Here is a 26,256-nt window from a genome sequence, read left to right as displayed (position 1 = left end):
ACCGGAGCGGCACTGGGTTAATCGTCGAGGCGCTCTTCTAACTGGCGCACTTCGTAGGTGAGCTTGTCGAGGAATTGCATGCGCCGCATCAGGCGTTCGGCCCGTTCACGTTGCGCTGCATCATCCCAACAGGCTGCGAAGCTTTCGTTCAGTTCATCCTGCGCAACCTTCAAACGACGCTTGAACACGGCAATGCCGGCCAGGTCGGCGCTGTCTTGCAGGTCTTCGAGCTCTTCACGCAACTCCATCTGCTGCAGAAGAAACTCCGGATCATGCACCGTAACCTCCAGCGGCAGCTCGCGACCGCCCATGGCGAGCAAGTAGCGCGCGCGTTTGGGAGGGCTTTTGAGCGTCTGGTAGGCCTCGTTGAGGCTCGCGGATTGCTCGAGCGCCAGCCGCTGCTCACGCTCGGAAGCGTCGGCAAAACGGTCTGGATGAACACCGCGCGCCAACTCACGGTAGCGCGTGGCCAACTGCTCGAGATCCAGACGGAAACTCGGCTGCAGTTCAAATAAAGCGAAATGACAAGGAGTACCCACGAGCAGCCTCAGATATTGAAGCTTTCGCCGCAGCCACATTCACCGCGTACGTTGGGATTGTTGAACTTGAAGCCTTCGTTCAACCCTTCCTTGACGAAATCGAGCTCGGTTCCGTCCAGGTATGCCAGGCTTTTCGGGTCGATGATCACTTTCTCGCCGTGACTTTCGAACACTTGATCCTCTGCCACCACCTCGTCGACAAACTCCAGCACGTAGGCAAGGCCGGAACAGCCTGTGGTGCGAACACCCAGACGAATCCCTTCACCTTTGCCGCGCCCGTTGAGGGAGCGTCGCACGTGTTGAGCAGCCGCTTCTGTCATGCTGATAGCCATCGGTGACTCCTTACTCGTCGCCAAATCTTGAAAGTCAGATCAAGCCTTTCTTCTGCTTGTAGTCGCGAACGGCCGCTTTGATAGCGTCTTCAGCGAGTACGGAGCAGTGAATTTTTACTGGCGGTAGGGCCAGTTCTTCGGCCAGCTGAGTGTTCTTGATGGTCTCTGCTTCATCCAGAGTCTTGCCTTTCATCCACTCGGTCGCCAGGGAGCTGGAGGCGATCGCCGAACCGCAACCGTAAGTCTTGAACTTGGCGTCTTCGATGATGCCTTGTTCGTTGACCTTGATCTGCAGGCGCATCACGTCGCCGCACGCCGGAGCGCCGACCATGCCGGTGCCGACATCAGGATCTTCCGCGTCCATCTTGCCGACGTTGCGCGGGTTCTCGTAGTGGTCGATGACCTTTTCGCTGTAAGCCATGATTCTTAATCCTCACTCATCAGAGAGTCGCTCTTGAAGCCCTGCCAATCGTCGATTCGCAGGGCCCGGTTGCGGCGACTTGAATATCAGTGTGCCGCCCACTCGATTTTCGAAATGTCGACGCCATCTTTGTACATGTCCCACAGCGGCGAGAGAGTGCGCAGCTTGGTAACGGCCTCGCAAACTTTCTGCGCGGCGTAGTCGATTTCTTCTTCGGTGGTGAAACGGCCGAAGGTGAAGCGAATCGAGCTGTGTGCCAGTTCGTCGTTGCGGCCCAGGGCGCGCAATACGTACGAAGGCTCAAGCGACGCCGAGGTGCAGGCCGAACCGGACGAAACCGCCAGATCCTTGAGCGCCATGATCAGCGACTCGCCTTCAACGTAGTTGAAGCTCAGGTTCAGGTTGTGCGGTACGCGGGAGGTCATGCTGCCATTGACGTACAGCTCTTCGAGGCCTTCGACCTGCTTGAAGAAACGGTCGCTCAGGGCTTTGATGCGTACGTTCTCGGCAGCCATGTCTTCCTTGGCTACGCGGAAAGCTTCACCCATGCCGACGATCTGGTGGGTCGCCAGGGTGCCAGAGCGCATGCCACGTTCGTGACCGCCGCCATGCATGGTCGCTTCGATGCGAACACGCGGCTTGCGGCTGACGTACAGCGCGCCGATGCCTTTAGGGCCGTAGGTTTTGTGGGCAGAGAACGACATCATGTCGACTTTCAGCTTCGACAGGTCGATCTCGACCTTGCCGGTGGACTGAGCGGCATCGACGTGGAACAGGATCCCCTTGGAACGGGTCAGTTCGCCAATGGCTGCGATGTCGTTGACGGTGCCGATTTCGTTGTTCACGTGCATGATCGACACCAGGATGGTGTCATCGCGCAGGGCAGCTTCGACCATCTCTGGAGTGACCAGACCATCTTCACGAGGGTCGAGGTAGGTCACTTCGAAACCTTCACGCTCCAGTTGGCGCATGGTGTCGAGGACAGCCTTGTGCTCAATCTTGGTGGTGATCAGGTGCTTGCCTTTGGTGGAGTAGAAATGCGCCGCCCCCTTGATTGCCAGGTTGTCGGACTCGGTGGCACCGGAGGTCCAGACGATTTCACGCGGGTCGGCGTTAACCAGGTCAGCGACCTGACGGCGAGCGTTCTCGACGGACTCTTCAGCTTTCCAGCCGAACACGTGGGAACGGGACGCCGGGTTACCGAAGTTTCCGTCGACCAGCAGGCATTCACTCATCTTTTGCGCGACACGTGGATCAACCGGGGTCGTCGCAGAGTAATCAAGGTAAATCGGCAATTTCATGGACTATCTCCTAAATCAGGCTGGCTGGCGTGCCGCTAGCTCTTTGGCTGTCATTCGACGGCGGACGCTTCAATCTTGTCCAGGCGCGGCGCCTTGCTGTTGCAACGACGCTGGTCCTGACGCTGGGCTACTTCTTGCACCTCACGGCGAGTTACAAGGTCAGCCAAGCTGATACCGCTGAGAAATTCGTGAATCTGCAGGCTCAGGTCGCACCACAAGTGGTGGGTCAGACAGGTGTCGCCGGAATGGCAATCGCCCTGGCCCTGGCATTTGGTTGCATCGACCGATTCGTTGACCGCATCGATCACCTGGGCGACCTGGATGCCCTGCATGTCGCGGGACAACTGGTAACCACCGCCTGGACCGCGAACGCTGGACACCAGATTGCTGCGGCGCAATTTGGCGAAAAGCTGCTCGAGGTAGGACAGAGAGATGCCTTGGCGCTCGGAGATATCGGCCAGGGACACCGGCCCGTGCTGCGCGTGCAACGCCAGATCAAGCATGGCGGTCACGGCGTATCGGCCTTTTGTAGTCAGTCGCATGGACAATTACCACGGAATTCGGAATGGGGCGAGTATGCAATTCCCGAGTATTTAAGTCAACTATAAGACCTAGTGCTTTACTCGGGTTTACCCGCAAAAGAGCGCGCGCATCATAACAAAGGCTGGCCGTGTACAGCCAGCAATTGCGAGTTATCGTTCTTCGCGAGCAAGCCCGCTCCCACATTAGATCGCCTGTGGACACCGATTTTGTGCACGACACAAATCAAGTGTGGGAGCGGGCTTGCTCGCGAAGGGGCCAGCGCGGTTTAACTGGCCTGACTCTGATCTTTATCTTTCACACAGGCAAAGTCTTCTTCGCGCAATTCGGGCAGATCCTTGGCACAGTAATTACTGCCCAGATCCTTCAACGCGCCGCACATGCCCTCCAGGCGACCATCGACTGCCTGCAAGTGATCAAGCAATTGACCAATTGCCCGGGCCACCGGGTCCGGCATGTCTTCGCCGACACCATAGGCATCGAAACCGATCTTCTCGGCCATCGCCTTGCGCTTGGCGTCCTGCTCTTCATCGGACTTGACGATGATCCGCCCCGGAATCCCGACTACCGTCGCCCCCGGCGGAACGGCCTTCGTCACGACCGCATTGGAGCCGACCTTGGCGCCGGCGCCGACGGTAAACGGACCGAGCACCTTGGCGCCCGCCCCGACCACTACGCCGTCCTCCAGCGTCGGGTGACGCTTGCCCTTGTTCCAGCTGGTGCCGCCGAGCGTCACGCCCTGATACAGGGTGACATCGTTGCCAATCTCGGCGGTCTCACCGATAACGATGCCCATGCCATGGTCGATAAAGAAGCGACGACCGACCTTGGCACCCGGATGAATCTCGATCCCGGTCAACCAGCGACCGAAGTTCGACACCACCCGCGCCAGCCATTTCCAGCCCATGCCCCACAACGCTGACGACAGGCGATGGATCCAGATGGCGTGCATGCCCGGGTAGCACGTCAGCACCTCAAAAGCATTACGCGCAGCCGGGTCACGATGGAAAACACTTTGGATATCTTCACGCAAACGCTCGAACATCATTAATCCTTCCGCTTTAGAAGCTCGCCACGGGCCGCTTTCTGGGTTTCCGTGAGGATGCCACGCAATATATTCATTTCCGCCCGGCTGACCGAGCTGCGTCCGTACAACCGGCGCAGACGCGCCATCAAGTGCCGTGGTTTTTCCGGGTCGAGAAATTCGATGGCCACCAGGGTCTGCTCCAGGTGCTCATAGAAACGCTCCAACTCATCCATGGTCGCCAGCTCACCACTCTTGGTGGACGCCACTTCATCCTTCTCGACCTTGCTCGGCTGACCTACAGCCGCCAACCAGGACATACGCACTTCATAGCTCAACACCTGCACCGCCGCCCCAAGGTTCAGCGAACTGAACTCAGGGTCTGACGGGATGTGCACGTGATAATGACATCGCTGCAGTTCTTCATTGGTCAGGCCGGAGTCTTCACGACCGAACACCAATGCGATCTCGGCACCCTGCTCCGCTTCCTCGACCACCTTCACACCGCATTCACGGGGATCGAGCAACGGCCAGGGAATGCGACGATCGCGAGCACTGGTACCAAGTACCAGATTGCAGCCGACCAAGGCATCTTCCAGGGTGGCGACGACTTGAGCGCTTTCAAGAATGTCACCGGCACCGGACGCACGCGCATCAGCCTCGTGATGCGGGAACAACCGCGGCTCGACCAGTACCAGCCGCGACAGGCCCATGTTCTTCATGGCACGCGCAGCCCCGCCGATATTTCCGGGGTGACTGGTATTGACCAGGACGACACGAATGTTTTGCAGCAAGGGAGGCGCTCTCGAACACTTTAATGGGAGCAGAATCTTACAGCTCAACCTACCGTTAAGCTATGAAAGCGAACACCGACCTTCTCCTGTAGAAACTTTCTGATAGAATGCCCGGCTTTCTTTAACAACCTTAGGTGACACATCCATGCAGCCCATGCTGAATATCGCGCTGCGCGCCGCCCGCAGCGCCAGTGAATTGATTTTCCGCTCCATCGAGCGCCTGGATACCATCAAGGTCGACGAAAAAGACGCCAAGGATTACGTATCCGAGGTGGATCGCGCCGCCGAACAGAAAATCGTCGATGCATTGCGCAAGGCTTACCCGAATCACTCGATCATGGGTGAAGAAACCGGCATGCACGCCGGCAGCGGCATCGAAGGCGAAGAATACCTGTGGATCATTGACCCACTGGATGGCACCACCAACTTCCTGCGCGGCATTCCCCACTTCGCTGTCAGCATCGCCTGCAAATACCGTGGCCGCCTGGAACACGCCGTTGTTCTGGACCCGGTTCGCCAGGAAGAATTCACCGCCAGCCGCGGCCGTGGCGCCCAACTGAACGGTCGCCGCCTGCGCGTCAGCGGCCGCACCAGCCTGGATGGCGCCTTGCTGGGCACCGGTTTCCCGTTCCGCGACGAGCAAATGGACAACCTCGACAACTATCTGGGCATGTTCCGCGCCCTGGTAGGCCAGACCGCCGGCATCCGCCGCGCTGGCGCAGCGAGTCTGGACTTGGCCTACGTTGCCGCTGGCCGCTTCGACGCTTTCTGGGAATCAGGCCTGTCCGAGTGGGACATGGCTGCAGGCGCCCTGCTGATCCAGGAAGCAGGCGGCTTGGTGAGCGACTTCACCGGCGGTCACGACTTCCTTGAGAAAGGCCATATCGTCGCCGGCAACACCAAGTGCTTCAAGGCAGTATTGACGGCGATCCAGCCGCACCTGCCAGCCTCGCTGAAGCGCTAAACGTAAAAGCACCTCAAGAAAACGCCCCGACTGGTTCGGGGCGTTTTTTTGTGCAGAAAAAATCCCCCCAACGTCGCACAACCCCCTGTGGGAGCGGGCTTGCTCGCGAAAGCAGTGCGCCAGACAACATCAACGTCGACTGACACACCGCTTTCGCGAGCAAGCCCGCTCCCACAGGGATTTGCGCCTGGCCGCCCGGCATTGAGCGACCGCCTTTTAGATGCACCCATAACGAAAAATGCCCCGTATCTTTCGATACGAGGCATTTTCTTGAATCGCCAACCTGAACAGGCTGGCTTTTCGGCATCGGAAGCTGGACTTAAGCCAGTTTTTCCTTGATGCGAGCTGCTTTACCGGACAGGTCACGCAGGTAGTACAGCTTGGCTTTACGTACGTCACCGCGACGCTTGACGGCCATGCTGTCGATTTGCGGGCTGTAGGTCTGGAAAGTACGCTCTACGCCAACACCGTTGGAGATTTTACGAACGGTGAAAGCACTGTTTACGCCGCGGTTACGCTTGGCGATAACGACGCCTTCGAACGCTTGCAGACGTGCACGATCGCCTTCCTTCACTTTCACCTGAACGACAATGGTGTCGCCCGGGGCAAAGGTAGGGATCTCTTTGGTCATCTGCTCTGCTTCGAGTGCAAGGATGATTTTGTTAGTCATGCTGTGCTCCTAAGGTAAATCGTCGGATTTACCATCGATACGTTGTTAACTATCGTCCCGCTCGCGGATGTATTCCTCGAGCAGCTTCTTCTCTTCTCCAGAAAGCGAGCGGCTTTCCAGAAGATCGGCGCGTCGTTCAAAGGTCCTACCAAGGGACTGCTGTAAACGCCAACGCCGGATATGCGCGTGATTGCCACTTAGCAATACGTCGGGAACACGCTGATCCGCATACACCTCCGGTCGGGTGTAGTGCGGGCAATCCAGCAAACCATCCGTAAAGGAATCTTCCTCGGCGGAGTCCGCATGCCCTAAAGCTCCAGGCAGCAGTCGTGTAACCGCATCGATCAGGACCATCGCCGGCAGCTCGCCGCCAGACAGTACATAGTCGCCAATCGACCACTCTTCATCGACATGAGCCTCAATAAAACGCTCGTCAATGCCTTCATAGCGGCCGGCAATCAGGATCAATGCATCCAGATTCGCCAACTCGCGCACCGCCGACTGAGTCAGTTGACGGCCTTGGGGGGACAGGTAAATTACCTTCGCCGCCTCCCCGGCTACTGCCTTGGCCTGAGCCAGAGCATCTTCCAGGGGCTTGATCTTCATCACCATGCCCGGACCACCGCCAAATGGGCGATCATCCACAGTGTGATGTCGATCCGTCGTGTAGTCTCGCGGATTCCAACAGGTGAGCTGCAACAGCCCCTGTTTCACCGCCCGACTGGTGATGCCGTACTCGCTGATGGCGGAGAACATCTCGGGAAACAAACTGATCACTTCTACGCGCAGATTAGCCACGTTTAGAAGTCCGCATCCCATTCCACCTTCATCTCGCCTGCGGCAAGGTCGACAGCCAACACGCATTGCTCCGTATAGGGCAACAGGCGTTCGCGATCATCCAGGCTGCCAGCGCAAGGCTTGACCACCATTACATCATTGGCGCCGGTTTCCAGAAGATGATCGATTTTCCCGAGCAATTGCCCGAGTTGATCAATAACCTTCAGACCTTCCAGCTGGTACCAGTAGTACTCGCCGTCGGTCAATTCAGGGAACAGGTTACGCGGCACGCAGATCTCGTAACCGGCCAGAAGACGAGCTTCTTCACGATCATCAAGACCCTTGAGCTTTGCGACCAGGAACTTGTCGTTCCCACGTCCGCTGACCAGCTCAACCTGTTTCACATTGCCCTCGCGCTTGAGCGTCCAGGTTTTGTACTGCAACAGGTTTTCAGTCGGATCAGTAAAGGAATACACCTTCACTTCGCCGCGAACGCCATGAACAGAATAAATTTTGCCAATAACGATCAAATCATCGGCAACAGCTGGCGTCGCGTTCATATTGCTCAGGCCGCAGCCTTGGCAGATTCCTTCAACAACTGAGCAACGCGCTCAGAAGGTTGTGCACCAACGCTCAGCCAGTAGGCTACGCGCTCTTGGTTCACGGACAGACGAACTTCTTGACCACGAGCAACAGGGTTGAAGAAACCAACCTGTTCCTTGTGCGAACCGTCACGCGGATTGCGGCTGTCGGTTACGGTCAAGTGGTAAAACGGGCGCTTTTTGGAGCCGCCAAGGGCAAGACGGATTGTTAGCATGTGAACATCGTTCCTGTAGTCGGTGCTGCAAATCTAAAGGCACAGCGGGCATAGGTGCCCGAAAGGCCGCATATTCTAAGGAATATCCGGACTTTTGCAAATGTCTTTTTCCGGCGGCCTATCGGTCGCCATCCAGATTTGCTATAGAGCCATCGTTGAAGATGGCCAGTCAGCTCCCGCCAAGTGCGGGTTTGCTGGAGATCCCACTTCCATGTGGGAGATGCAAGGGCAAGCCCTGGCGTGAATACTTTACATCTTTGGCATGCCGCCGCCGGGCAACATACCGCCCATGCCGCGCATCATTTTGGCCATTCCGCCTTTCGCGGAGAATTTCTTCATCATCTTCTGCATCTGCTTGTGCTGCTTGATCAAGCGACCGATGTCCTGCACCTGGGTGCCGGAACCCATGGCGATCCGGCGCTTGCGCGAACCACTGATCAGCTCAGGGTCGCGACGCTCGGCCGGGGTCATGGAATTGATGATGGCTTCCATCTGCTTGAACTGTTTCTCTGCCGCGCCCTGGGCGTTACCCATCTGCGCCAGATTCACGCCGCCGATGTTCGGCAGTTTGTCCATGAGGCCGCCGAGGCCGCCCATGTTCTTCATCTGTTGCAACTGATCGCGGAAGTCTTCGAGATCGAAGCCCTTGCCCTTCTTCAGCTTCTTGGCCAGTTTATCGGCCTTGTCTTTGTCGAGGGTCTGTTCGGCCTGCTCGATCAGGCTGAGTACGTCGCCCATGCCGAGGATGCGCGAAGCGATACGCTCAGGATGGAACGGTTCGAGCGCTTCGGTCTTCTCGCCCATACCGATGAACTTGATCGGCTTGCCGGTGATGGCTCGCACCGACAGCGCGGCACCACCACGGGCATCGCCGTCGACCTTCGTCAGGATCACACCGGTCAGCGGCAGCGCATCGCCAAAGGCCTTGGCCGTGTTGGCGGCGTCCTGACCGGTCATGGCGTCGACCACGAACAGGGTTTCGACCGGGTTGATCGCGGCATGCAACGCCTTGATCTCGCCCATCATCTCTTCGTCGATGTGCAGACGACCGGCGGTATCGACGATAACCACGTCGATGAATTTCAGTTTGGCTTCTTTAATAGCCGCTTGTGCGATGTCGACCGGTTTCTGGCTCAGGTCGGACGGGAAGAACGTCACGCCGATGTCGTTGGCCAGGGTTTCCAGCTGCTTGATCGCCGCCGGACGGTAAACGTCCGCGGACACGACCATGACCGACTTCTTCTTGCGCTCTTTAAGGAAGCGCGCCAGTTTGCCGGCGGTGGTGGTTTTACCCGCGCCCTGCAAACCTGCCATCAACACGACGGCAGGAGGAACGGCGCTGAGGTTCAAGTCTTCGTTGGCCGCGCCCATCAGGCTTTCGAGTTCGGCCTGGACGATTTTCACGAAGGCCTGGCCCGGCGTCAGGCTGCGCGACACCTCGGTGCCGACAGCGCGCTCCTTGACCGAATTGACGAAGTCCTTGACCACCGGCAGGGCGACGTCGGCTTCGAGTAACGCCATGCGCACTTCGCGCAGGGTGTCTTTGATGTTGTCCTCGGTCAGCTTGGCCTTGCCGGTGACATGGCGCAGCGTCTGCGAGAGACGGTCGGTTAAGTTTTCAAACATTGCGCGATCCTTTCAGGCCCTGTGTAGACCGGGATAATGGCGGCCCAGACCGGAATCAACATGTGCTCGGCGAGCCTGCGGCGTGGGCAGGTCGCGGATTATAGCGAAGACTGCGTCTGGCGGACACCTCGCCGTCAGGTAGCATGGTCTTTCGTGCGATGTGGGTTCTATGCCAAACTCAGCGCCTTTCGGGCTTGCCTAACAGGATTTATGCTCCCCTTGTCACCCAGTTTGCTTACCACCCTCGCCGCCGCCTGCTTATATGCCGCTGCGACCCTCTATCAGGGCACCCGTCTGGCCACCGGTGCCAAGGCGAACAAGCGCCTGCTGGTCTCGCTCGGCGTGCTGGCCTTGCTGGCCCACAGCGCCAGCCTGGTTACCTATCTGCTGACACCGATCGGCCTGGCCCTGGACTTTTTCAGCGCCGCGAGCCTGATTGCCGCGGCGGTTATTGCCCTGACCCTGCTGGCCTGCTCGCGAATTCCGGTGGAAAATCTGCTTCTGCTGCTGTTCCCGCTGGGCGCCGCCACCGTGCTGCTGGCACAGTTCGCCCCCGCCGGCACGGTGCAGATCATTGATGAAGAGCCAGGCATCCTCGCCCATATCCTCTTGTCGATCCTCGCTTACGGCATGTTCACCATCGCGGTGTTCCAGGCTTTGCTGCTGCTGGTTCAGGACCATCAACTCAAGCACAAGCATCCGTCCGGGTTGATCAAGAACTTCCCCCCACTGCAAACCATGGAAAGCCTGCTATTCGGCTTCCTCTGGGCCGGCTGGAGCCTGCTGTCGCTGTCGCTGATCTCCGGCTGGCTGTTCGTCGAGAACCTGTTCGCCCAGCACCTGGTGCATAAAACCCTGCTGGCGTGCCTGGCCTGGATCGTATTCAGCGTGCTGCTTTGGGGGCGCAACCGCCTCGGCTGGCGCGGACACAAAGCCATCCGCTGGACCCTTGCCGGTTTCTGCCTGCTGATGCTGGCCTATTTCGGCAGCAAGCTGGTCCGCGAATACATTCTGCATATCTGACGGGCGGCATTAATGGACGACTTGCCCATAGGACCGATGCTCGCGGTGCTGGCCCTGCTGATTTTATGGTCGGGGCTGTTTACCGCCATCGAAATCGCACAACAGCAATTGCTGGCCCAGCGTACGGCCTCGCGCTCGAGCGACAAACCGCCGGCCAAGCTGAACTTCCCGCTTAACAGCCTGATCCTCTGCAACACCCTGTGTCGCGCACTGGTAGTGGTCATCAGCACTTTGCTGGCGATTTTCACTTGGGCGCAAAACGGCCCATGGATTGCTGCCCTTGGTGCCAGTGCGGTGCTGTTGGTGTTCGCCGACTATCTGCCGCGCAGCCTTGCCATGCGACATCCGGATGCCGTGCTAAGCCTTGGCAACACACTGCTCGGCGTACCGTTGAAAATCGTCTATCCGTTCGCCTGGCTGCTCAATGGCATCGGCCAACTGTTGATGCGGCCATTCGCCCGCAAAATCAACGTGGTGCAGCAAAGCGAAGACGAAATACCGTCAGATCGGCGCGATGATCACGAACACGCAGCCTGTCGTCCGCATTCGCTGTCAGGTATCCACGCGCTGGATAACATCACGGTCAACGACATTCTGGTGCCGCGCAGTGATGTCGACGGAATCAATCTGGACGACTCCCTCGAAGAAATCATCGAGCAACTGCGCCATAACAGACGCACCCGCCTGCCGGTATTCCACAGCGACATCAACCAGGTCGAAGCGGTGCTCAACACCCGGCAGATCCGTCATTTGCTCCCGGATTCAAGCCTGACCCGAGAAGCGCTGCTGGCAGCCAGCCACGAACCGTACTTCGTACCGGAAAGCACGCCACTGCAGCTGCAATTGCTGAACTTCCACAAGCAGCAGCGGCGTTTGGGCATGGTGGTCGACGAATACGGCGAAGTACTGGGCATCGTGACCCTGGAAGACATTCTCGAGGAAATCGTCGGTGAGTTCGAAAACCAGCACAGCCTGGATAATCCGCATATCCACCCGCTGGCCGATGGGCGTTTGGTCATCGAGGGGGCGGCGTCGATTCGCGAATTGAACAAAAGCCTTGGCTGGCACTTGCCCAGCGATGGCCCGAAAACCCTCAACGGGTTAGTGACCGAGGCGCTGGAAACGATTCCGGACAGTGCGGTTTGCCTGAAGATCGGGCGTTATCGGCTGGAGATTCTGGAGACGGAAGACAATCGCGTCACACGCGTGTTGATCTGGCATACGACTGCGCCATCCCCCACTATCTGACGACACGATTCTGTAGGAGCCAGCGATACGGCGATCCGACTTGCCGGCGAAGGCGTCCTCGAAAACGCTTTCACCGGCAAGTCGGATCGCCGCACCGCTGGCCCCTACGAAAAGCGGCTCACTCGCTTGACTGACTGGGCATTACGGCAAACCTGGCGCCTACAAAAAGCGTTATCGACCATGGCATAATCGAGCCGCTTACCCAGCCCCGCCATACCCCGTGCTACCCGCACTCTGCGTTAAACCCACATCCCTGGGTGTTTCGACCATAATAATTCGCTCCACTGGGCACATGACTGTCAGGGATTACCGCATGACGACCAGCACGACTTATACCGAAGCCACGCCTGCCCAACCGACTAACTCCGCCACCCGCGTGGCCACCGCGAGTTTCATCGGCACGGCCATCGAGTTCTACGACTTCTACGTCTATGCCACTGCGGCAGCGCTGGTGATCGGGCCGGTGTTTTTTCCGCAAACCTCCGGCACCGCCCAGATGTTGTCAGCGTTCCTCACCTTCGGTATCGCCTTCCTGGCGCGGCCACTGGGTTCGGCGCTGTTCGGCCACTTCGGTGACCGCATCGGGCGTAAATCGACACTGGTCGCCTCTCTGCTGCTGATGGGCGTGTGTACCACGCTGATTGGCGTGCTGCCGGGTTACGACAGCATTGGCGCCTGGGCGCCGATCCTGCTTTGCGTGCTGCGCTTCGGCCAAGGCCTGGGGCTGGGCGGTGAATGGGGCGGCGCCGCATTGCTGGCCACGGAGAACGCGCCCAAAGGCAAGCGCGCCTGGTACGGCATGTTTCCGCAACTCGGTCCATCGATCGGGTTTCTGGCGGCCAACGGCCTGTTCCTGACCCTGGCCATGAGCCTGAACGACGAGCAGTTCCGTTCGTGGGGCTGGCGGATTCCGTTCCTGCTCAGTGCCGCATTGGTGATGGTGGGCTTGTACGTACGCCTCAAGCTCCACGAGACCCCAGTGTTCGCCAACGCCATGGCTCGCCAGGAGCGGGTGAAGATCCCGTTGGTCGAGCTGTTCAGCCAATACTGGGCGCCGATGCTGCTGGGGGCTGGCACGATGGTGGTGTGTTACGCGCTGTTCTATATCTCGACGGTGTTTTCGCTGAGCTACGGTGTGTCGACGCTCGGCTACACCCGCGAAACCTTCCTCGCGCTGCTGTGTTTCGCTGTGCTGTTCATGGCGGCCGCGACACCGCTGTCGGCCTGGGCCAGTGATCGTTTCGGGCGTAAACCGGTGCTGATCATCGGTGGCGTGCTGGCGATTCTGTCCGGATTCCTGATGGAACCGCTGCTGACCCAAGGCTCGACCTGGGGCGTGGCGCTGTTCCTGTGCATCGAACTGTTTCTGATGGGCGTGACGTTTGCGCCGATGGGCGCGCTGCTGCCGGAGCTGTTTCCAACCCACGTGCGCTATACCGGCGCATCGGCGGCCTACAACCTGGGCGGGATTGTCGGAGCCTCGGCGGCACCGCTCTTTGCGCAGAAACTGGTGGCGATGGGCGGTTTGAGTTATGTCGGCGGGTATGTGTCGGGGGCGGCGGTGTTGAGCTTGATCGCGGTGCTGTGCCTGAAGGAGACGCGGCATAACGATTTGAATCGAGTCTCATAAGATCGTTCCCACGCTCTGCGTGGGAATGCCTCAACGGACGCTCCGCGTCCGCTTTGGGGACGCAGAGCGTCCCGGGCTGCATTCCCACGCAGAGCGTGGGAACGATCAGAGAGGAAGTTTAGAGCTCTACAACAACAGCCTGGGAAGCGCGGGTCGCCTTGGCGCGGGCAGCCTCGATCGACTCATCACGCGCCAACGCCACACCCATCCGACGCTGGCCATTGACCTCAGGCTTGCCGAACAGACGCAATGCAGTATCCGGCTCGCTCAGCGCAGCACCCAAATTGGTGAAAGCGGTCTGTGTCGACTGCCCTTCCACCAGAATCACCGCCGAAGCCGAAGGCCCGAGCTGACGGACCAATGGAATCGGCAGGCCCAGGATCGCCCGAGCGTGCAGCGCGAACTGCGACAGGTCCTGGGAAATCAGGGTCACCAGGCCGGTATCATGCGGGCGCGGCGAGACTTCGCTGAACCACACCTGATCACCCTTGATGAACAGTTCGACGCCAAACAGACCACGGCCACCCAGGGCTTCGGTCACAGCTTTGGCAACGCGCTCGGATTCAGCCAGAGCAACCGGGCTCATGGCTTGTGGCTGCCAGGATTCCTGGTAGTCGCCCTTCTCCTGACGGTGACCAACCGGCGCACAGAACGTAGTGCCGCCAACATGACGCACGGTCAGCAGAGTGATTTCGTAGTCGAAGTCGATGAAGCCTTCGATGATCACGCGACCTTTACCGGCGCGGCCACCCTCTTGAGCGTAATCCCAGGCCTTCTGCACATCATCAACGCTGCGCAGCAGGCTCTGGCCTTTGCCCGAGGAACTCATGACCGGTTTGACCACGCACGGGAAACCCAGATTTTCGACAGCCTTGCTGTAGCCCTCAAAGGTGTCGGCGAAGTGGTACGGCGACGTCGGTAGGCCCAGCTCTTCAGCGGCCAGGCGACGGATGCCTTCGCGGTTCATGGTCAGCTGCGCGGCGCGAGCGGTCGGGATCACGGTGAAGCCTTCGGACTCCAGCTCCACCAGGGTCGCGGTGGCGATGGCTTCGATTTCCGGCACGATGAAGTCCGGCTTCTCGGCTTCGATCACTGCACGCAGGGCGGCGCCGTCGAGCATGTTGATCACGTGGCTGCGATGGGCGACTTGCATGGCCGGCGCATTGGCGTAGCGATCCACGGCAATCACTTCAACGCCCAGGCGTTGCAGCTCGATCACCACTTCCTTGCCCAACTCGCCACAGCCACACAGCAATACGCGGGTCGCGGTTGGCGACAATGGAGTTCCGATACGGGTCATCTCAGGTCCTCAAGAAGCGGATCATCGAGGGAAGCGCGCTTCCCATGGGGAGAAAGCGCGGCATTTTACATGAACCTGAGGGTTTGGCTTCAGGTGGCGACTGCCTGATTACGCAAGCGCCAGGCCATGATCAGCCATACAACCGTCACACCTGCAAACTTAGAGCCCATGGCGGTGAGGATCACGCCCGGAGTGAGCGCATCGATCATGCCGAAGAAGATAAAGGTATCCAGTGGAATGCTCAGCGCCGAACTTATCCACAGGCGGTCATGCAGCGGGCGCCGGGTGATGCTGAACACCAGCCAGTCGATGCACTCCGACACGGCGAACGCCGTGGCGCTGGCGAGGGCGATGGACGGATCGGAAGTGACATAGGACAGCAACAACGCCACCAGCATCGCCGCGATCGCGCCGTGACCGAAACGGGTTTGCACCATGTCGCGCAGCACAAACACCAGCCCACCCCAGGCCGACCAGATGATGTCCAGGTGCGGGGCGGTAGAGAAAGCGTAATTGATCAGCACGACGCTGCTGATGTAAGCGATCAGGAAGAGCATGGGGCGGGGGGATACCTGTCAATTTGGTGCACAGGGTACTTCAGAGGAGAGGTTGGGCCAAGGGAGTGATGGCGGCAGTGAGGACGCCTTCGCGGGCAAGCCTCGCTCCTACAGGTCGATGTCGATCACATCATCGTGGATTACCCGGACTTGTAGGAGCGAGGCTTGCCCGCGAAGGCCGCATGTCAATTATCCGATTTCGCCCCAATCATCCAGATCAACCCACTCGACTTCGCCCGCTCATGACACAACCCCAACACCTTGCGCCGCTCTGCGTTGTCCATCCGGCTCCAGCGGGTGATTTCTTCCACCGTGCGCTGACACCCGGTGCAAATGTCATCTTCATCCAGCGCACAAATGTTCACGCACGGCGATGGAACCGGTCGTTCAGTGGTGCTCATTCTTCCTGCTCGACCAGATCGCGCGCGTAACGCTGCGAGTTGTGCACATAGTGAGCGGCGCTGGCTTCGAGCATCTTTTTTTGCGGCTCGGTCAACTCCCGTACGACCTTGCCCGGCGAGCCCATAACCAGGGAACCGTCCGGAATTTCCTTGCCCTCACCGATCAGCGAATTGGCGCCGATGATGCAGTTCTTGCCGATTTTCGCGCCATTGAGAATCACCGCATTAATACCGATCAGGCTGTAATCGCCCACCGTGCAGCCGTGGAGCATCGCGTTATGGCCGATGGTCACGCCGGTGCCAATGGTCAGCGGGTAGCCCATATCGGTGTGCATTACGGTGCCGTCCTGCACATTGCTGTTCTTGCCGATCAGGATCAATTCGTTATCGCCACGCAACACGGCGTTGAACCAGACGTTGGCGCCCTCTTCCAGTTTGACTTTGCCCACCAGCACGGCATTGGGGGCGACCCAGCTGTGCGGATGGGTATCGACGCGGGCGTCGCCCAGGCGGTATTTCATCGTATTGTCCTCAAAGGCTCAGACAGCCGCAGACTCATGCCATGCGAACGATGGCTTCAGGTTTTGATAAAACTCTTGGGCGGTTGATGCAGGCTGATTTTCGCGTCATAGAGCAAGTTGATCAACTCGACGATCATGATCGCCGTCAGCCCCCAGATCTTGTACTCGCCATAACGGTAGCTCGGCACGTACCAGCTGTGGCCCTGATAGTCGATGCGGTGGGTGTGCTCGCGCGGGTCCTTGCGGAAGAACTCCAGCGGCACGCTGAACACCGCGGCGATCTCGGCATCGTTGGCCTGGTACTCGACAAAATCCGGAATCACGCCGACAAAGGGCGTGACCTTGATACCGTGCAGGGAGATCAGTGGGCTCAGCGGGCCGATCACTTCGACCAGCCCTGGCGGCAGGCCGATTTCTTCTTCAGCCTCGCGCAGGGCGGTAAAAATCAGATCGGGGTCTTCTGGGTCGCGTCGACCGCCGGGGAAAGCAACTTCGCCGCCATGGGTCGAGAGCCCGCTGGCGCGAAGGGTCAGGACCAATTCCGGTTCGTCACTGCGCGTGATGGGCAACAATACCGCGGCTTCGGGGAAACGTCGGTCGGTTTCCAGCGTACGCGGCGTGTGATTGCTTACCCGGTGCAGTAGCTCGTCCAGCATGAGTCTTCTCGATCTGTGCCTTACCCTGCATCATGCACCAATCGCATCGGCCGCCCAAGCCCCGAACAGCCTCATGTCGCGAAACGACAACTTGCCGACCGACACCGCTGCACGCCAAGATAGGCGCAGCATTCAGGAACCCAAGCATGAAATTTTGCAGCCAATGCGGCAACCCGGTAACCCAGCGCATTCCCGAAGGCGATTCGCGTCTGCGTTTTGTCTGCGATAGCTGCCATACCATCCATTACCAGAACCCCAATATCGTCGCCGGTTGCGTGCCAATCTGGGGTTCGAAGGTGTTGCTGTGCCGTCGCGCCATCGAGCCACGGCTCGGTTACTGGACCCTGCCCGCCGGTTTCATGGAAAACGGCGAGACCATCGAACAGGCCGCCATTCGCGAGACCGCCGAAGAAGCCTGTGCCCGGGTGCGTAACCTGAGTATCTATACGTTGATCGACGTGCCGCACATCAGCCAGGTGCATGTATTCTTTCGCGCCGAACTGGTGGACCTGGATTTTTCCGCGGGTCCCGAGAGCCTGGAAGTGCAACTGTTCGAAGAAGCCGACATTCCTTGGGGCGAACTGGCTTTCCGCACGGTGGGGCGTACCTTAGAATGCTTCTTCGCTGACCGGCGGACCGAGGTCTACCCCGTGCGGTCCGAATCGATCCCGCCGCTGGTCCAGCCCGCCATCATTTAAAGCGCCTGCACATAAAAGCACCTATAAAATAAATAATCGCGACACCTCTCAGGGATATCGTTTCAATGCGCTGGTTGCTTGCTGTTTTTTGCTTATCGTCCGTCGCTGTCACCCAGGCTTCCTCCGCGGAAACGCTGGACGGCAGAGTCATCGAAAAAGTTCTGGTTCTCAAATCAGCCCATCAATTGCAATTGATCAATGACGGCAAGCCGATCAAAACCTATCGCATTTCCCTGGGTAAACGCCCCAAGGGGCCGAAGCTGATGGAGGGCGACAAACGCACCCCCGAAGGCTTTTATTGGGTGGACTGGCGCAAGATCAGCGACCGTTTCAACCTGGCGATGCACATCTCTTACCCTAATGTCAGCGACTCCGCCCGCGCCCGGCGCGAAGGCGTCGAGCCTGGCGGCATGATCATGATCCACGGCACCCCGGATACCGAAGACAACCCCGAAGACCTGTTCCACACCCTGGACTGGACCGACGGCTGCATCGCCATGCGCAACATGGACATGCGCGAAGTCTGGGGTCTGGTGCCGGACGGCACGATGATCGAGATTCGCCCTTAACGTCTACCTTCAAGGCTGGCGAGGCGCTTTTTGTGGCGGGCGCTTGCCGGGGCCAGGGTTTCACAGGTATCGGCAAGCAGGGTTGGCAGTTACAGCCAAGAGCGCACTTGCGACGCACAACCTGAAAGACTTGTGGGAAGGTTCTGATGTTTTGAATAAACGCCATCACCTTATCCAAGTGGACAGCAAGAACCCGACCTAGGCCGGGTTCTTGTAATGCAGCTTAAGCTCAGGAAAACGTTGCGCGCTGTGCAGCCTCGTAGTGCCTAGTCTGGAAAGGCATGAGGGATTGAGCCTTCAAGCCAAGGCCTTCATTCAGCCCCCAAGCAATGGCGAGATCATCACGGCGTCGACGAAGCGGTACGGCTGCTTTTGGTATCACTTCATGCTTGAAAGTCGAGTGTGCAAAAAGCTCAATAGCATTAAGGGTTTCCGACACACGGCTATCAGACACACAGGCAAAGCGAGTGAATCGTTCGAGCAGATAGCCAGCACGTCGAACTTCCACCTCGTCAGAGTGGCAGCTCAGGAACGCTGTTACTTCACTCTCAAGATTCAACTTCGAGTACCAAACAGCTTTGGCCGCGCTCACAAGCGCTGCGTCATCTGCTTGATTTAGAGGACGTTTGACCAGTGTGTCCAAGGCGGATGAGAGGACGTGGCCGTTAGCGGGCTTCGTCATCTGTATTCTCCAAGTAATCTTGCAAAATATGGGTAAGAACGGATGCTGGTGGCTCTTTGTTGCCAACATATACATCAATCGCCTGCAATGCCAGTCGACGAAGCTCGGTGGTTACTATGAAACCAGCTCGGAGAAGCACCATGATATCGCCAACGTCCTGATCCGTGGCCCTGCCCAGTTTGGAGATGGCAATGTCGATTGGTGCCGCAATGTGAATGTGCAATGGAGACTCAACCGGGAACTCTATGAGAGGAATACTCCGTCCCCAATAATCCTCGTGAATGGGACCAAAGCTTGTGTTGTATTGAAGGTCGTAGTTCAGCTCCATCAATCGACCGGTTCGCTCATCGAAAAATTGCTCAGGAACTTCCGCAAGCAAGGTCTGAAGATGTAGACCTTCAGGGACAGAAGCTTCATAAATCTCGGCATCGACGTCTGTGGAAACACGATGATTTGTGTAGAGATGAACGGCGCACCCACCGAACACGATGACTTTGACCGCCCCTGACTCTGCGCCCTCAAGTTCTAGCTCAGCTTCGACGGATTTGAACATCGAAACCAAGGCCTGTCCCAACGCCGTGCTCGTATTAACGCGGGGAGTGATTACGTCCGGCAATACCATTTTTGAACCTCACACTGATATGGGGCACCTGACAAACTATCTGGTAGTTTGAATTGGCAGCGACAGCCAAACGTTAGAGAGCCCACTTCCGACACACAACCTGAAAGACTTGTGGGAAGGTTCTGATGTTTTTGACCGATCAATAAACATCGCAGCCTGTCAGGCCGCTTTCGGGGCAAGTCGGATCGCCGCACCGCCGCTCCTACAAGTGGAGCAACGTACAGTTGAGAGAAATTGGTCGGCTATCAGGCCCTTCCGGCCGTGCCTACAGAGGAATCAGCATCAATCCAGAGAGGTCAAAACTGACAGGCCGTCAGTTACCAGTCACTCTCCTGACGGGCTAACAGGTTTATAAAGGAAGGTATAAACCTGACGAAACTCCGACCACTCTGCCCGGCGCCCCACTCGCATGCGAATTCAGAAAAAAACCGCCCTGTTCGCCGCCCTTCTGATCATCCTGGCAGCGCTGGGCGTGTGGTACGCCACCAAACCCGTTACAACCAAAATGGCAGCCCCCACCGCCATTCCCGTGCGAGTGGTCAGCGTTGCCGAAAAGGACGTGCCCCGCTACATCAGCGGTATCGGCTCGGTGCTGTCATTGCACAGCGTGGTCGTACGTCCGCAGATCGACGGCATCCTCACCAAACTGCTGGTCAAAGAAGGCCAACAGGTGAACAAAGGTGACCTGCTGGCCACCCTCGATGACCGTTCAATTCGCGCCAGCCTCGATCAGGCCCGGGCGCAACTGGGCGAAAGCCAGGCGCAACTGCAAGTGGCACAAGTCAATCTCAAGCGCTACAAGCTGCTGAGCGTCGACGACGGCGTATCCAAGCAGACCTATGACCAGCAACAAGCCTTGGTCAACCAACTCAAAGCCACTGCCCAAGGCAATCAGGCATCGATCGACGCCGCTCTGGTGCAGCTTTCCTACACACAGATTCGCTCCCCGGTCACCGGTCGCGTCGGCATTCGCACGGTGGACGAAGGCAACTTCCTGCGCATGACTGACACCCAAGGCTTGTTCACGGTGACCCAGATTGACCCGATCGCCGTGGAGTTTTCCCTGCCGCAACACATGTTGCCGACTCTGCAAGGCCTGATCAACGATCCACAACACACCCCGGTCAAGGCTTACATTGGTGCCGACACCGACGGCGAAACCGGCAACCTGCTGGGCGAAGGCCGCCTGACCCTGATCGACAACCAGATCAACGCCAACACCGGGACCATCCGCGCCAAGGCCGAATTCGCCAACCCCGCACAGAAACTCTGGCCGGGCCTGTTGGTCACGGTAAAGATTCAGACAGCACTGGATAAGAATGCGCTGGTGGTGCCGCCCACTGTCGTACAACGTGGGCTCGATCAACATTTCGTCTATCGGGTCAACGGCGATAAGGTTGAAGCCGTTCAGGTTCAGATGGTTCATCAAGGCAGCGCTCAGGACATCATCAAAGGCGTGAAACCCGGCGATGTACTGGTCAGCGACGGTCAGTCGCGACTTAAACCAGGCTCGACCGTGCAGGTAGTGACCGACCCACCACAAGTGGTGCAATCGGAGCCAAAACCATGAAGGGCCATGGCTCGATTTCCGCGTGGTGCATCGATCATCCGGTGGCGACGGTCTTGCTGACGTTCGCCTTGGTGCTCCTCGGTGTCATCGCCTTCCCGCAGCTGTCGATTGCGCCACTGCCGGAAGCGGAATTCCCGACCATCCAGGTGGCCGCGCAACTGCCTGGCGCCAACCCCGAAACCATGGCCTCGTCAGTGGCCACGCCGCTTGAAGTGCAATTCAGCGCCATCCCAGGCGTGACCCAGATGACCTCGAGCAGCGCTCTGGGCTCGACCATTCTGACCCTGCAATTCACCCTCGACAAAAGCATCGACACCGCCGCGCAGGAGGTCCAGGCCGCGATCAACACCGCCGCCGGAAAACTGCCCAAAGACATGCCGAACCTGCCGAACTGGAGAAAGGTCAACCCGGCCGACAGCCCGGTGTTGATCCTCAGCATCAACTCGCCGCAAATGCCCGGCACCGAAGTCAGCGACCTGGTGGAAACCCTGCTCGCCCGTCAGATCAGCCAGATCGACGGCGTAGGCAATATCAACATCACCGGTCAGCAACGTCCGGCGATCCGCGTGCAGGCGTCGGCGGACAAACTCGCCGCCATCGGCCTGACCCTGGCGGACATTCGCCTGGCGATTCAGCAGACCAGCCTCAACCTGGCCAAAGGTGCGTTGTACGGCGAATCGAGCATTTCGACCTTGTCCACCAACGACCAATTATTCCACCCCCAGGAATACGGTCAGCTGATTGTGTCCTACAAGGACGGTGCACCGGTTCATCTCAAGGATGTGGCCAAAGTCGTCAACGGTTCGGAAGACGCCTACATCCAGGCCTGGGCTGATGGTCAGCCGGGGGTGAACCTGGTGATTTTCCGGCAACCGGGGGCCAACATCGTCGAAACCGTCGACCGCATTCAAGCGGCCCTGCCGACGCTGGAGGCCATGTTGCCGGCCTCGGTGCAGGTCAAGGTGTTGGTCGACCGCACCCAGACCATCCGTGCTTCGTTGCATGAAGTGGAAGTCACTCTGTTGATCGCGGTCCTGCTGGTAGTAGCGGTGATGGCGCTGTTCCTGCGGCAATTGTCGGCGACCCTGATCGTGGCGTCGGTGCTCGGTGTGTCGCTGATCGCCAGTTTTGCCCTGATGTACATCATGGGCTTCAGCCTGAATAACCTGACGCTGGTGGCGATTGTGGTGTCCGTCGGGTTTGTGGTGGACGATGCGATTGTGGTGGTGGAAAACATTCATCGTCACCTCGAGGCCGGCGACGGTATGCGCGAGGCGGCTATCAAAGGCGCCGGCGAGATCGGTTTTACCGTGGTCTCGATCAGCTTCTCGCTGGTGGCGGCGTTCATTCCGCTGCTGTTCATGGGCGGCGTGGTCGGGCGGCTGTTCAAGGAATTCGCCCTGACCGCCACCTCGACCATCATGATTTCCGTGGTGGTGTCCCTGACGCTGGCGCCGACCCTGGCGGCGCTATTCATGCGCGCGCCGGTACATCACGCCCATGGCAAACCGGGTTTCGACGAACGCTTGCTGGCGCGGTATGAGAAAGGACTGCGCCGCGCTCTCGCCCATCAGAAATTGATGATCGGCGTGTTCGGCCTGTCCCTCGGGCTGGCAGTCGCCGGGTACATTTTCATTCCGAAGGGTTTCTTCCCGGTGCAGGACACCGGCTTCGTCCTCGGCACTACCGAAGCGGCGGCTGATATTTCCTACGGCGACATGGTGAAAAAACACCTGGCGATGGCCGAAATCGTCGCCGCCGATCCCGCCGTCGAGACGTTCTCCCACTCGGTCGGCGTTGCGGGCAGCAACCAGACCATCGCCAACGGCCGCTTCTGGATTTCGCTGAAAAAACGCGGCGACCGCGATGTATCGGCCAGCCAATTCATCGACCGGATTCGTCCGCAACTGATGAAAATCCCAGGCATCGTGCTGTACCTGCGCGCCGGGCAAGACATCAACCTCAGCTCCGGCCCGAGCCGTGCGCAGTACCAATACGTGCTCAAGAGCAACGACGGTGCACTCCTGAGCACCTGGACCCAGCGCTTGACGGAAAAACTGCGCAGCAACCTGGCGTTCCGCGACATTTCCAACGACCTGCAATTGGGCGGCAGCATTACCCACATCAGTATCGACCGCAGCGCGGCGGCGCGTTTCGGCTTGACCGCCAGCGATGTCGATGAAGCGCTGTATGACGCCTTTGGCCAGCGGCAAATCAACGAATTCCAGACCCAGACCAACCAGTACAACGTGATTCTGGAATTGGACACCAAACAGCGTGGCAAGGCCGAAAGCCTCAACTATTTCTACCTGCGCTCGCCGCTGAGTGGAGAGATGGTGCCGCTCTCGGCGCTGGCGAAATTCGATGCGCCGACCATCGGCCCGTTGTCCATCGCTCACGACGGGATGTTTCCGGCGGCCAACCTGTCGTTCAACCTGGCGCCCGGCGTCGCGTTGGGCGATGCGGTGATCATGCTCAATCAGGCCAAGACCGACATTGGCATGCCGACGGCCATCAGCGGTAATTTCCAGGGCGCGGCCCAGGCCTTCCAGAGTTCGCTGGCCAGCCAGCCGTGGCTGATTCTGGCGGCATTGGTGGCGGTGTACATCATTCTTGGCGTGCTTTACGAGAGCTTCGTGCACCCGCTGACGATCATCTCGACCCTGCCCTCGGCGGGGCTCGGGGCGGTGATCATGTTGTGGATCTGTGGCCAGGACTTTTCGATCATGGCGCTGATCGGACTGGTGCTGCTGATCGGCATCGTCAAGAAGAACGGCATTCTGATGATCGACTTTGCGCTGGAAGCCCAGCGTAACCGTGGCTTGCCGCCGGAAGAGGCGATCTATGAGGCGTGCATGACGCGGTTCCGGCCGATCATCATGACCACGCTCGCCGCCCTGCTCGGCGCCCTGCCGCTGATGCTCGGCTATGGCACCGGCGCCGAACTGCGCCAGCCACTGGGCATCGCGGTGGTCGGCGGTTTGCTGGTGAGCCAGGCGCTGACACTGTTCACTACGCCGGTCATATATTTGTGGCTTGAGCGGCTATTCCATCGACCCAAATCAGCACCGCTGTCGTTCCGACAAGCCCCCTCGCCATAAAAAAGCCAGACCACCCGACAGGGTAATTATCGACTACCCGCCGAATGTCTTCTAAGCTTCTCTTAGCAAAAGGCCATCATGTTTTGCTGGCCTTTTTTTATCCGGCATTTATGTAGGCGCTCTGGACGCATCCGGTTTCTGGGACTCTGCCCGATCTTGTAAAAGAACTTTCATAACGCCTTATTTGCAGAAGTCAGAACCATGAGTGTGAGCAGTACAAAATCTCGCCATTCGAGCCGCTCGATGCGCTCGGAACGGCTTCTGGTTCTCGGCAGTGTGTTGTTGGTGATTGCGATACTGAGCATCGTGGCGTTCCTGTTGATCCGTGAACGCGCCAACGCTGAATTGTCCGCCGTTCGCGCCGCCAACAATATCGTGCAATTGATCGATGCCGACGTGCTGCGCAATGTCGAACTCTATGATGTGTCCTTGTTAGGTTTGATCGCTGCCTCCCGGCGTGAAGACCTTAAAAGCGTTTCCCCTGTCATTCGCCATCTGGCCTATTTCGACCGCGCCACCGCCGCGCCGTACAAGGGCAACATGTTGTTGCTCGACGAGCATGGCGAGGTGATCGCCGACTCGGCCTCGGTGGAACCCAGGCAGGGCAACTTTGCCGATCGCGAATACTTCCAGTCTCACGTAAACAACCCGGACCCGGGCATGTTCATCAGTCGCCCCTTCAGAGCCAGGTCGCCCGAACAGGATTGGCGTATCAGTTTCAGCCGCCGGGTGAACGGCTCCCAGGGTGAGTTCCTCGGCGTGGCCGAAGCCGCCATGCGGTTGAGTTACTTCGATCAGTTGTTCAACAGTTTGAGCATTGGTCGTGACAGTACGGTCAATCTGATCAGCAAGGACGGGATTCTTCTGGCTCAGCAACCACGCCTGGCCGAAGAACTGATCGGCAGGGACTTCAGTAACCGCCCCAATTTTCAGCGGATCGTCAAGGAAGGTAACGGCAGCTTCACCGGCTTTTCCAGCCGTCACAAGAACAAGCGCTTGTATACCTTCTCCAAGGTCGGGAATCTGCCATTGATTGTCATCGTTGCGCTGTCCAGTGATGAAGTCTTTGCAGCCTGGAAACGTACCGCGATGGTGGTCAGCTTTGCGACCATTGCCTTGTGCGTGAGCCTGTTGTGGCTGACCTGGTTGCTCTGCCGGGAACTGCGTCGGCGTCATGGTACCGAGCAGGAACTGGCACAACTGGCCGCTACCGACCCTTTGACCGGCCTGGCCAATCGCCGCAGCCTGGATCAGGCCCTGCGCCACGAATGGTTTCGCGCCCAACGTTCCGGCCTGCCATTGTCGGTGCTGATGATTGATGTCGATCACTTCAAGGCATTCAATGATCGCCATGGCCATCAGAGCGGCGACGATGCCTTGCGCAGGGTGGCCAAGGTGATCAGCGACCATGTTCGGCGACCGACGGACCTGGTCGCCCGCTATGGTGGCGAGGAGTTTTCGGTGATCCTGGCTGAAACAGACAGCATCGGCGCGCAACAGATTGCCGATAACATCCGTACGGCGGTGGAGCAGTTGCCGTTGGTAGGGGGCGATGAATCGCCGATTACTGTCAGTATTGGTCTCAGTACCTGGACGACGGCGTCTGATATCGGCCTGGAGCAATTGCTGTTTGTGGCGGACAAGGCACTGTATCAGGCCAAGGAAAACGGGCGGAATCGGGTGGTTGCAGCAGACTGAGATTGATCGTTCCCACGCTCCGCGTGGGAACGATCATAAAAAACCGGATATCGAGTAGGAGGCGGATTTACATCCGCCGTCCTCTCACACCACCGTACGTACGGTTCCGTATACGGCGGTTCAGGCTATGCGGCTAAGCCGGTTTATCGTATCCAGTATTGAGATCAACCCTAGC

General features: G+C 58.6%; 28 protein-coding genes. 9 read left to right on the top strand and 19 right to left on the bottom strand.

The genetic code is table 11. From position 1 onward, the window contains the following. Positions 1-17: 17 nt before the first annotated feature. The 7 genes from hscB to trmJ all read right to left on the bottom strand — a co-directional run bounded on the left by hscB (position 18) and on the right by trmJ (position 4,951). Complete coding sequence (hscB, locus tag MEB48_RS27270) at positions 18-539, bottom strand: co-chaperone HscB (protein WP_237886856.1); 522 nt, start codon at positions 537-539, stop codon at positions 18-20. 8 nt (positions 540-547) lie between these two features. Further along, positions 548-871 carry an iron-sulfur cluster assembly protein IscA gene (gene iscA / locus MEB48_RS27265; RefSeq protein ID WP_007903589.1) on the bottom strand — a complete coding sequence of 108 codons (324 nt, stop codon included), beginning with the start codon at positions 869-871 and terminating at the stop codon, positions 548-550. A 34-nt stretch (positions 872-905) separates the two neighbouring features. Then, a complete protein-coding gene (iscU, locus tag MEB48_RS27260; protein WP_003443374.1) occupies positions 906-1,292 on the bottom strand; it encodes a Fe-S cluster assembly scaffold IscU in 387 nt (128 codons plus the stop codon). Between the two features lie 86 nt (positions 1,293-1,378). Continuing rightward, entirely contained in the window at positions 1,379-2,593 is a 1,215-nt protein-coding gene (locus tag MEB48_RS27255; RefSeq protein WP_237886855.1) for an IscS subfamily cysteine desulfurase, read from the bottom strand. Between the two features lie 50 nt (positions 2,594-2,643). Continuing rightward, positions 2,644-3,135 carry a Fe-S cluster assembly transcriptional regulator IscR gene (gene iscR / locus MEB48_RS27250; RefSeq protein WP_003227911.1) on the bottom strand — a complete coding sequence of 164 codons (492 nt, stop codon included), beginning with the start codon at positions 3,133-3,135 and terminating at the stop codon, positions 2,644-2,646. Between the two features lie 266 nt (positions 3,136-3,401). Further along, positions 3,402-4,178: a serine O-acetyltransferase gene (gene cysE, locus MEB48_RS27245; RefSeq protein ID WP_237886863.1), complete on the bottom strand. Its 777-nt coding sequence runs from the start codon at positions 4,176-4,178 to the stop codon at positions 3,402-3,404. 2 nt (positions 4,179-4,180) lie between these two features. Continuing rightward, positions 4,181-4,951, bottom strand: coding sequence for a tRNA (cytosine(32)/uridine(32)-2'-O)-methyltransferase TrmJ (gene trmJ / locus MEB48_RS27240; protein WP_237886854.1), 771 nt, complete (start codon positions 4,949-4,951; stop codon positions 4,181-4,183). 145 nt (positions 4,952-5,096) lie between these two features. On the opposite strand from trmJ, the gene suhB reads away from it, so the two are divergent. Further along, entirely contained in the window at positions 5,097-5,915 is an 819-nt protein-coding gene (gene suhB / locus MEB48_RS27235; RefSeq protein ID WP_095632461.1) for a type III secretion system regulator SuhB, read from the top strand. Positions 5,916-6,234: 319 nt separating this feature from the next. On the opposite strand, the gene rplS is transcribed toward suhB, so the two are convergent. The 5 genes from rplS to ffh all read right to left on the bottom strand — a co-directional run bounded on the left by rplS (position 6,235) and on the right by ffh (position 9,805). Continuing rightward, a complete protein-coding gene (gene rplS, locus MEB48_RS27225) occupies positions 6,235-6,585 on the bottom strand; it encodes a 50S ribosomal protein L19 (RefSeq protein WP_030139558.1) in 351 nt (116 codons plus the stop codon). Positions 6,586-6,630: 45 nt separating this feature from the next. After that, positions 6,631-7,404, bottom strand: coding sequence for a tRNA (guanosine(37)-N1)-methyltransferase TrmD (trmD, locus tag MEB48_RS27220; RefSeq protein WP_237886853.1), 774 nt, complete (start codon positions 7,402-7,404; stop codon positions 6,631-6,633). Continuing rightward, positions 7,386-7,922 (bottom strand): ribosome maturation factor RimM, encoded by a 537-nt coding sequence (gene rimM, locus MEB48_RS27215; RefSeq protein ID WP_008014731.1) that lies wholly within the window; start codon positions 7,920-7,922, stop codon positions 7,386-7,388. The genes trmD and rimM overlap by 19 nt, the downstream gene beginning before the upstream one ends. 5 nt (positions 7,923-7,927) lie before the next feature. After that, on the bottom strand, positions 7,928-8,179 hold the full coding sequence (gene rpsP, locus MEB48_RS27210; RefSeq protein ID WP_003198088.1) for a 30S ribosomal protein S16: 252 nt from the start codon (positions 8,177-8,179) through the stop codon (positions 7,928-7,930). A 249-nt stretch (positions 8,180-8,428) separates the two neighbouring features. Continuing rightward, positions 8,429-9,805: a signal recognition particle protein gene (gene ffh / locus MEB48_RS27205; protein ID WP_095051275.1), complete on the bottom strand. Its 1,377-nt coding sequence runs from the start codon at positions 9,803-9,805 to the stop codon at positions 8,429-8,431. A 210-nt stretch (positions 9,806-10,015) separates the two neighbouring features. On the opposite strand from ffh, the gene MEB48_RS27200 reads away from it, so the two are divergent. The 3 genes from MEB48_RS27200 (at position 10,016) to MEB48_RS27190 (ending at position 13,706) form a co-directional block, all read left to right on the top strand. Next, a complete protein-coding gene (locus MEB48_RS27200) occupies positions 10,016-10,828 on the top strand; it encodes a cytochrome C assembly family protein (protein WP_237886852.1) in 813 nt (270 codons plus the stop codon). A gap of 12 nt (positions 10,829-10,840) precedes the next feature. Continuing rightward, positions 10,841-12,076 carry a transporter associated domain-containing protein gene (locus MEB48_RS27195; protein WP_237886851.1) on the top strand — a complete coding sequence of 412 codons (1,236 nt, stop codon included), beginning with the start codon at positions 10,841-10,843 and terminating at the stop codon, positions 12,074-12,076. A 313-nt stretch (positions 12,077-12,389) separates the two neighbouring features. Then, positions 12,390-13,706: an MFS transporter gene (locus tag MEB48_RS27190; protein WP_237886850.1), complete on the top strand. Its 1,317-nt coding sequence runs from the start codon at positions 12,390-12,392 to the stop codon at positions 13,704-13,706. Between the two features lie 118 nt (positions 13,707-13,824). Here the strand turns inward: MEB48_RS27190 and purT are convergent, their stop codons facing one another. From purT to MEB48_RS27165, 5 genes are all read right to left on the bottom strand, one after another. Continuing rightward, a complete protein-coding gene (gene purT, locus MEB48_RS27185) occupies positions 13,825-15,006 on the bottom strand; it encodes a formate-dependent phosphoribosylglycinamide formyltransferase (protein WP_237886849.1) in 1,182 nt (393 codons plus the stop codon). An 89-nt stretch (positions 15,007-15,095) separates the two neighbouring features. Continuing rightward, a complete protein-coding gene (locus tag MEB48_RS27180; protein WP_237886848.1) occupies positions 15,096-15,563 on the bottom strand; it encodes a VUT family protein in 468 nt (155 codons plus the stop codon). Between the two features lie 185 nt (positions 15,564-15,748). Continuing rightward, entirely contained in the window at positions 15,749-15,964 is a 216-nt protein-coding gene (locus MEB48_RS27175; RefSeq protein ID WP_237886847.1) for a DUF1289 domain-containing protein, read from the bottom strand. Further along, positions 15,961-16,485, bottom strand: a complete 525-nt coding sequence (locus MEB48_RS27170) for a gamma carbonic anhydrase family protein (RefSeq protein WP_237886846.1) — start codon at positions 16,483-16,485, stop codon at positions 15,961-15,963. Before MEB48_RS27170 ends, MEB48_RS27175 begins: the two co-directional genes overlap by 4 nt. Positions 16,486-16,541: 56 nt before the next feature. Beyond that, positions 16,542-17,141, bottom strand: coding sequence for a CoA pyrophosphatase (locus MEB48_RS27165; RefSeq protein ID WP_030129832.1), 600 nt, complete (start codon positions 17,139-17,141; stop codon positions 16,542-16,544). A 146-nt stretch (positions 17,142-17,287) separates the two neighbouring features. Between MEB48_RS27165 and MEB48_RS27160 the strand changes: the two genes are divergently transcribed. Both MEB48_RS27160 and MEB48_RS27155 read left to right on the top strand, forming a co-directional pair. Further along, positions 17,288-17,839, top strand: a complete 552-nt coding sequence (locus tag MEB48_RS27160; RefSeq protein WP_237886845.1) for an NUDIX hydrolase — start codon at positions 17,288-17,290, stop codon at positions 17,837-17,839. A 65-nt stretch (positions 17,840-17,904) separates the two neighbouring features. After that, on the top strand, positions 17,905-18,408 hold the full coding sequence (locus MEB48_RS27155) for a L,D-transpeptidase family protein (protein ID WP_237886844.1): 504 nt from the start codon (positions 17,905-17,907) through the stop codon (positions 18,406-18,408). A 229-nt stretch (positions 18,409-18,637) separates the two neighbouring features. Here MEB48_RS27155 and MEB48_RS27150 read toward each other — a convergent pair whose 3' ends face one another. Then, positions 18,638-19,090, bottom strand: coding sequence for a hypothetical protein (locus MEB48_RS27150; protein ID WP_237886843.1), 453 nt, complete (start codon positions 19,088-19,090; stop codon positions 18,638-18,640). Further along, positions 19,074-19,712: a DUF6036 family nucleotidyltransferase gene (locus MEB48_RS27145; protein ID WP_237886842.1), complete on the bottom strand. Its 639-nt coding sequence runs from the start codon at positions 19,710-19,712 to the stop codon at positions 19,074-19,076. The genes MEB48_RS27150 and MEB48_RS27145 overlap by 17 nt, the downstream gene beginning before the upstream one ends. A 409-nt stretch (positions 19,713-20,121) precedes the next feature. Here MEB48_RS27145 and MEB48_RS27140 point away from each other — a divergent pair, with 409 nt between their 5' ends. The 3 genes from MEB48_RS27140 (at position 20,122) to MEB48_RS27130 (ending at position 26,081) form a co-directional block, all read left to right on the top strand. Continuing rightward, positions 20,122-21,282, top strand: a complete 1,161-nt coding sequence (locus tag MEB48_RS27140; protein WP_237886841.1) for an efflux RND transporter periplasmic adaptor subunit — start codon at positions 20,122-20,124, stop codon at positions 21,280-21,282. Continuing rightward, positions 21,279-24,383, top strand: a complete 3,105-nt coding sequence (locus tag MEB48_RS27135; protein ID WP_237886840.1) for a multidrug efflux RND transporter permease subunit — start codon at positions 21,279-21,281, stop codon at positions 24,381-24,383. Before MEB48_RS27140 ends, MEB48_RS27135 begins: the two co-directional genes overlap by 4 nt. A gap of 201 nt (positions 24,384-24,584) precedes the next feature. Beyond that, on the top strand, positions 24,585-26,081 hold the full coding sequence (locus tag MEB48_RS27130) for a sensor domain-containing diguanylate cyclase (RefSeq protein ID WP_237886839.1): 1,497 nt from the start codon (positions 24,585-24,587) through the stop codon (positions 26,079-26,081). The last annotated feature ends 175 nt before the right edge of the window (positions 26,082-26,256 follow it).

The organism is Pseudomonas sp. PGPR40 (assembly GCF_022014505.1).
GTDB lineage: Bacteria > Pseudomonadota > Gammaproteobacteria > Pseudomonadales > Pseudomonadaceae > Aquipseudomonas.
Note: the sequence above shows the minus strand (reverse complement) of the source record. Positions and strands in the feature narration are given on the sequence as shown.

Coding starts and splice junctions, on each gene's coding strand:
- MEB48_RS27165 (WP_030129832.1), bottom strand. CDS start 17,141: ATGCTGGACGAGCTACTGCACCGGGTAAGCAATCACACGCCGCGTACG.
- iscU (WP_003443374.1), bottom strand. CDS start 1,292: ATGGCTTACAGCGAAAAGGTCATCGACCACTACGAGAACCCGCGCAAC.
- MEB48_RS27195 (WP_237886851.1), top strand. CDS start 10,841: ATGGACGACTTGCCCATAGGACCGATGCTCGCGGTGCTGGCCCTGCTG.
- iscR (WP_003227911.1), bottom strand. CDS start 3,135: ATGCGACTGACTACAAAAGGCCGATACGCCGTGACCGCCATGCTTGAT.
- MEB48_RS27170 (WP_237886846.1), bottom strand. CDS start 16,485: ATGAAATACCGCCTGGGCGACGCCCGCGTCGATACCCATCCGCACAGC.
- MEB48_RS27190 (WP_237886850.1), top strand. CDS start 12,390: ATGACGACCAGCACGACTTATACCGAAGCCACGCCTGCCCAACCGACT.
- rimM (WP_008014731.1), bottom strand. CDS start 7,922: ATGAACGCGACGCCAGCTGTTGCCGATGATTTGATCGTTATTGGCAAA.
- rplS (WP_030139558.1), bottom strand. CDS start 6,585: ATGACTAACAAAATCATCCTTGCACTCGAAGCAGAGCAGATGACCAAA.
- rpsP (WP_003198088.1), bottom strand. CDS start 8,179: ATGCTAACAATCCGTCTTGCCCTTGGCGGCTCCAAAAAGCGCCCGTTT.
- MEB48_RS27155 (WP_237886844.1), top strand. CDS start 17,905: ATGCGCTGGTTGCTTGCTGTTTTTTGCTTATCGTCCGTCGCTGTCACC.
- MEB48_RS27255 (WP_237886855.1), bottom strand. CDS start 2,593: ATGAAATTGCCGATTTACCTTGATTACTCTGCGACGACCCCGGTTGAT.
- MEB48_RS27200 (WP_237886852.1), top strand. CDS start 10,016: ATGCTCCCCTTGTCACCCAGTTTGCTTACCACCCTCGCCGCCGCCTGC.
- MEB48_RS27160 (WP_237886845.1), top strand. CDS start 17,288: ATGAAATTTTGCAGCCAATGCGGCAACCCGGTAACCCAGCGCATTCCC.
- MEB48_RS27150 (WP_237886843.1), bottom strand. CDS start 19,090: ATGACGAAGCCCGCTAACGGCCACGTCCTCTCATCCGCCTTGGACACA.
- purT (WP_237886849.1), bottom strand. CDS start 15,006: ATGACCCGTATCGGAACTCCATTGTCGCCAACCGCGACCCGCGTATTG.
- MEB48_RS27140 (WP_237886841.1), top strand. CDS start 20,122: ATGCGAATTCAGAAAAAAACCGCCCTGTTCGCCGCCCTTCTGATCATC.
- MEB48_RS27130 (WP_237886839.1), top strand. CDS start 24,585: ATGAGTGTGAGCAGTACAAAATCTCGCCATTCGAGCCGCTCGATGCGC.
- MEB48_RS27175 (WP_237886847.1), bottom strand. CDS start 15,964: ATGAGCACCACTGAACGACCGGTTCCATCGCCGTGCGTGAACATTTGT.
- suhB (WP_095632461.1), top strand. CDS start 5,097: ATGCAGCCCATGCTGAATATCGCGCTGCGCGCCGCCCGCAGCGCCAGT.
- MEB48_RS27145 (WP_237886842.1), bottom strand. CDS start 19,712: ATGGTATTGCCGGACGTAATCACTCCCCGCGTTAATACGAGCACGGCG.
- iscA (WP_007903589.1), bottom strand. CDS start 871: ATGGCTATCAGCATGACAGAAGCGGCTGCTCAACACGTGCGACGCTCC.
- MEB48_RS27135 (WP_237886840.1), top strand. CDS start 21,279: ATGAAGGGCCATGGCTCGATTTCCGCGTGGTGCATCGATCATCCGGTG.
- MEB48_RS27180 (WP_237886848.1), bottom strand. CDS start 15,563: ATGCTCTTCCTGATCGCTTACATCAGCAGCGTCGTGCTGATCAATTAC.
- ffh (WP_095051275.1), bottom strand. CDS start 9,805: ATGTTTGAAAACTTAACCGACCGTCTCTCGCAGACGCTGCGCCATGTC.
- cysE (WP_237886863.1), bottom strand. CDS start 4,178: ATGTTCGAGCGTTTGCGTGAAGATATCCAAAGTGTTTTCCATCGTGAC.
- trmD (WP_237886853.1), bottom strand. CDS start 7,404: ATGGGATGCGGACTTCTAAACGTGGCTAATCTGCGCGTAGAAGTGATC.